General features: G+C 31.5%; 6 protein-coding genes. All 6 read right to left on the reverse strand.

Annotated elements, in window-relative coordinates; all coding sequences use genetic code 11:
- Positions 1-86: 86 nt before the first annotated feature.
- Positions 87-386, reverse strand: coding sequence for a type II toxin-antitoxin system RelE/ParE family toxin (locus B2S90_RS02725; RefSeq protein WP_055234108.1), 300 nt, complete (start codon positions 384-386; stop codon positions 87-89).
- Positions 379-642, reverse strand: a complete 264-nt coding sequence (locus B2S90_RS02730) for a hypothetical protein (RefSeq protein ID WP_055234107.1) — start codon at positions 640-642, stop codon at positions 379-381. Before B2S90_RS02730 ends, B2S90_RS02725 begins: the two co-directional genes overlap by 8 nt.
- Before the next feature lie 127 nt (positions 643-769).
- Entirely contained in the window at positions 770-1,405 is a 636-nt protein-coding gene (locus B2S90_RS02735; RefSeq protein ID WP_279148277.1) for a hypothetical protein, read from the reverse strand.
- A gap of 4 nt (positions 1,406-1,409) precedes the next feature.
- A complete protein-coding gene (locus tag B2S90_RS02740) occupies positions 1,410-2,063 on the reverse strand; it encodes an HAD family hydrolase (protein WP_215656434.1) in 654 nt (217 codons plus the stop codon).
- Complete coding sequence (locus tag B2S90_RS02745) at positions 2,047-3,126, reverse strand: SIS domain-containing protein (RefSeq protein WP_279148275.1); 1,080 nt, start codon at positions 3,124-3,126, stop codon at positions 2,047-2,049. Before B2S90_RS02745 ends, B2S90_RS02740 begins: the two co-directional genes overlap by 17 nt.
- A 52-nt stretch (positions 3,127-3,178) precedes the next feature.
- A partial coding sequence (locus B2S90_RS02750; RefSeq protein ID WP_286696508.1) for an SIS domain-containing protein occupies positions 3,179-3,900 on the reverse strand: 722 nt, incomplete at its 5' end.

Raw genomic sequence — 3,900 nt, forward strand, 5'->3', positions numbered from 1 at the left:
GGTTGCAGGAGGTGATTTTTCTAAACAAGTCTGATTATATAAAAAAACGCATGGTGTGAACATGCGTTATTTAGTCATCTATCTCCTTATATATTACGTCCCTGGTATTGGACTGTAACCACGTAAACAGTCTTATGTAGCTCATCAATTCGAAAAATGACAATGTAGTTATCAATCAATAATTGTCTGTATTTTCCAGCATATCTTCCTTCTGTTCTCACTTGATGAGATTCAGGAAAAGTATCTAAACCCAAGATAGCATTTTTAATTCGATTAATTTGTGCTCTCGCATTTTCAGAGGCTGATTTTTCAATTGCAATATAGTTGTAAATATAATCTAATTCAGAAATTGATTTGGGATTGATTTTTACTTGATACTTATCCAAAATGCTTTTTCTCCAAATCATCGAATACTTTTTTTGCATCAACTGCTTCTGCACCATCCAACAGTTCCTGTTCAGATTCAAAGATTGCTTTGTCTATACGATTTATTCTAGCAAACTCATCATATAATTCACTGCTCATCACAACCAGGTCACTATAGCCATTTTTTGTAATGAAAATAGGTTCATGATGTTTGTGTGCAATATTAGAGATATCATTTGTATTTCTTAACTCCTTAATAGGTAGAATTAGTGGCATAATATCTCACTCCTTTCATCAACACAATTATAGCATAATTATGTTGATGTGATAGAAATATTCTGGTAAATATAAAAGACAACCTATTAGGCTGTCTTTACGGTAAGGAATCTTTTTAATCATCCAATTAATTTTGAGACTGAATTAAAGATTCATATACAGTTCCTTTACTGTCTTCTAAGGCTTTATTCTTATATTCCTTGCTTTTTGATTCATTACCCATATTCTTGTAGATAACTGATAATAAGAATTCAAGATAGGGAGTATCTTCATTGTTTTTAGTATATTCTTCATCTTCTAGATCAGACTTCAATTCATCATAATACTTAATTCCACCACTAATCAAAGTATCATTAACCATATCCATCTGTCTATATAGGGCATGATCATTTGTCGTGCTAACCATTTTCAACAAACGATCAATCATAGATGCATTCTTCTCATCTACATATATATAGAATACTGATTTTGCGAGAGCAGACTTCTGCTTAGAATTCATAGGAACATGATCTATTATATTGTTTACTTGAGTATCTATTTGTTTGTCATCTTTTAATTTTAGATAAGCATTTAAAAGTAAATATTCCCTATTAAATGGAGGAATACATATCTTAGCTAGTTGAGTTGCCATTAAGTCTTTTATTGCCTTGATATCATTGTTTTGGAGTAATGTTAGATAATTTTTTAGGAGTTTCTTTCTGATAATTACTGGAAGAGTACCAATAATAGCAATCACTATAGCGACAATTAACATAGCATTCATACTTTTATGCCCCTTTCTCAATCAACTTTATAATATCATTTAATTCATTAATAATTATATCTGCCTGACTCTGATCTAAGCCAAACTTATCATCTTTTAAAGCCAATACCTTAATACCAGCTCTATTTGCAGCTAATATTCCTTTAGATGAATCCTCAATAATAATAGCTTCATCCTTATTTACATTCAATTCTTTGATTGTATGTAAATATATTTCTGGATTTGGTTTACTTTCTTTGAATTGTTCACCACTTACTATAAGTGAAAAATACTTTTTTAAACCAGCCTGATCCAACGCATTATTAATACTATATAAACTAGAAGAGGACGCTAACGCTATTTTATAATGTTTACTTAAGTATTCTAAAACGGAATAGATCTGAGGTCTAACTACCGCTTTATAATCACAATCAAATGAACGAAAGTATTCTTGAAGCATATTTTTAAATGTCATGAAATCAGTTTTTTCATTCCACATTGTGTATGCTTGTTCATAATATAATTTACTATCAATACCAATGAGAGGAATACAATCACTTACTTGTATTTCTATATCATGCTGTTTAAAAAATCTTATCAAATCATTTATATACATGGTTTCACTATCAAATATCACACCATCCATATCAAAAATAACAGTTTTAATCGTCTCCATCATAATTCACAAAATTCTCCGTTTTTGCAGCAGCAATAGCCTTAAATTCTTTTAATAATGGATGTTGATAAATAGAGTGTAAGTCATTTGAAACAATAAAGCTTAATAATTGTACAAATGGTAGATATACAAGTGGACATAATTCACTTGAAACAGTATCACTCAAACTTAAAACATGATCATCACTTGATAATTGAGGATTGTTTGAAATTAAATAAGCTCGATTGCTGACTTTTCGCGTAGCCTTATATACTTGTTCTACGCGTCGACTTGCACCATCGTTTCCATCAAAGAAAATCACATTGTATTGTGGCGTCAATTGAAGGTTTGGTCCATGAATGTACTCTTCAATTTCATAGCAGCAACTTGGAATATGAATGGTTTCACCGATTTTTAATGCACTTTCAAGTGCTGTTCCATAATTGGCACCGGCTCCACAACTGTAAACCCAGGACATAGATGTGAAATTCTTATAATGTCGCTGAATAAAGTTTGTAGCCTGATCAATCATTTCTTCATTTAAATCAGCTGCTTTCTTTAATTCATCCAAATATTCAGTCTTTCCAGAATATGCAATTGCGAATAAATCTAAGAATAACGCAAGTGAAGAAACACCTTTTGTGACATAGCCAACTAATTCTTTGCCCACACCATATTCAATCACAATATCCGCAACATCTTTTACATCGCTGTTTTTATTTCCTGTTAAACAAATAGCTTTACATTCTTTTTTCTTAATGATTTTTAATGCTTCAATTGCATTTGTACTTAAACCACTCTGTGTAACCACTAAAACTAAGTCGTTCTCTTTAATATCATTTTCATAGTACGTAAATGTATATGGAGTAATGATTCTAACTTCTAAACCACTTACTTTTTCCACAAAACTTCTAGCACAATAACAAGCATTATGACTTGATCCAGAAGCAATAAGTAAAATACGTTTGATTTCTTTTTGTTGCACTTCTTTCATCAATGGATCAACTAGTGTAGTATATTGTTCAATATTTGTTCTTAATACGCCTGGTGTTTCTTTAACATAATCAAGCATTGTTAATTTATTCATAATATACCCCCAATTAAGGTGTAAAAGGTGGAATAAATCCACCCTTTATATTTTAGTATTCTAATCTTCTGTAGTAACGACGGATTTCCATAGGGTGACGAGTTTCGATTTCCATGTGAACGTCGATTCTGTTGTTTACAGCATGCATTACGTGATGAGATAAGTGTTTACGATATTTTTCACTAATTCCCTTTAATTCATAATCTTTAGTATCAATGATTGTGTAGTTTGCACAAATTCTTGGAATAAAGTTAGCTACACGTTCTGATAATGGACGCTGAGCATCTTCACCAATATAGATTGTAACTGGAGTCTCTTTAGTTACGATTTCAAACATACCATGGAAGAATTCATTTGATGTGATTGATTTAGTCTTTAACCATAACTGTTCTTCCCAATAGCACATTGCATATGAGTAAGTAGCACCCCACTGGTTTCCAGCACCTACAAAGTAGTGCATTTCATCATTCCAGTGTTTTTTAGCGAATTCAATAGCGAATGGTTCAGCTTTCTTTTCAACTTCTACTAAATCTTCTGCTAAGTATTTATCAAATTCAGCATACATATCATCGTAGTCTTCTAATTCACCATTGTTGAACATGAAACGGTCAGCAACCATGAAGAACTTTAACTGTTCGTTCATTGGATAAGAGATCTTGTAGTCTCCTAAATCTAATAAGATAGCTTCTTTAGCATCAACAAATGAGATAACTGTAGCACCAACTTCATTTTTAATTTTTTTGATAGCATCAACTACTTCTTTAGTGTTTCCAG

Source organism: Catenibacterium sp. UBA627 (assembly GCF_002299355.1).
GTDB lineage: Bacteria > Bacillota_I > Bacilli_A > Erysipelotrichales > Coprobacillaceae > Catenibacterium > Catenibacterium mitsuoka.

Coding starts and splice junctions, on each gene's coding strand:
- B2S90_RS02730 (WP_055234107.1), bottom strand. CDS start 642: ATGCCACTAATTCTACCTATTAAGGAGTTAAGAAATACAAATGATATC.
- B2S90_RS02735 (WP_279148277.1), bottom strand. CDS start 1,405: ATGAATGCTATGTTAATTGTCGCTATAGTGATTGCTATTATTGGTACT.
- B2S90_RS02740 (WP_215656434.1), bottom strand. CDS start 2,063: ATGATGGAGACGATTAAAACTGTTATTTTTGATATGGATGGTGTGATA.
- B2S90_RS02745 (WP_279148275.1), bottom strand. CDS start 3,126: ATGAATAAATTAACAATGCTTGATTATGTTAAAGAAACACCAGGCGTA.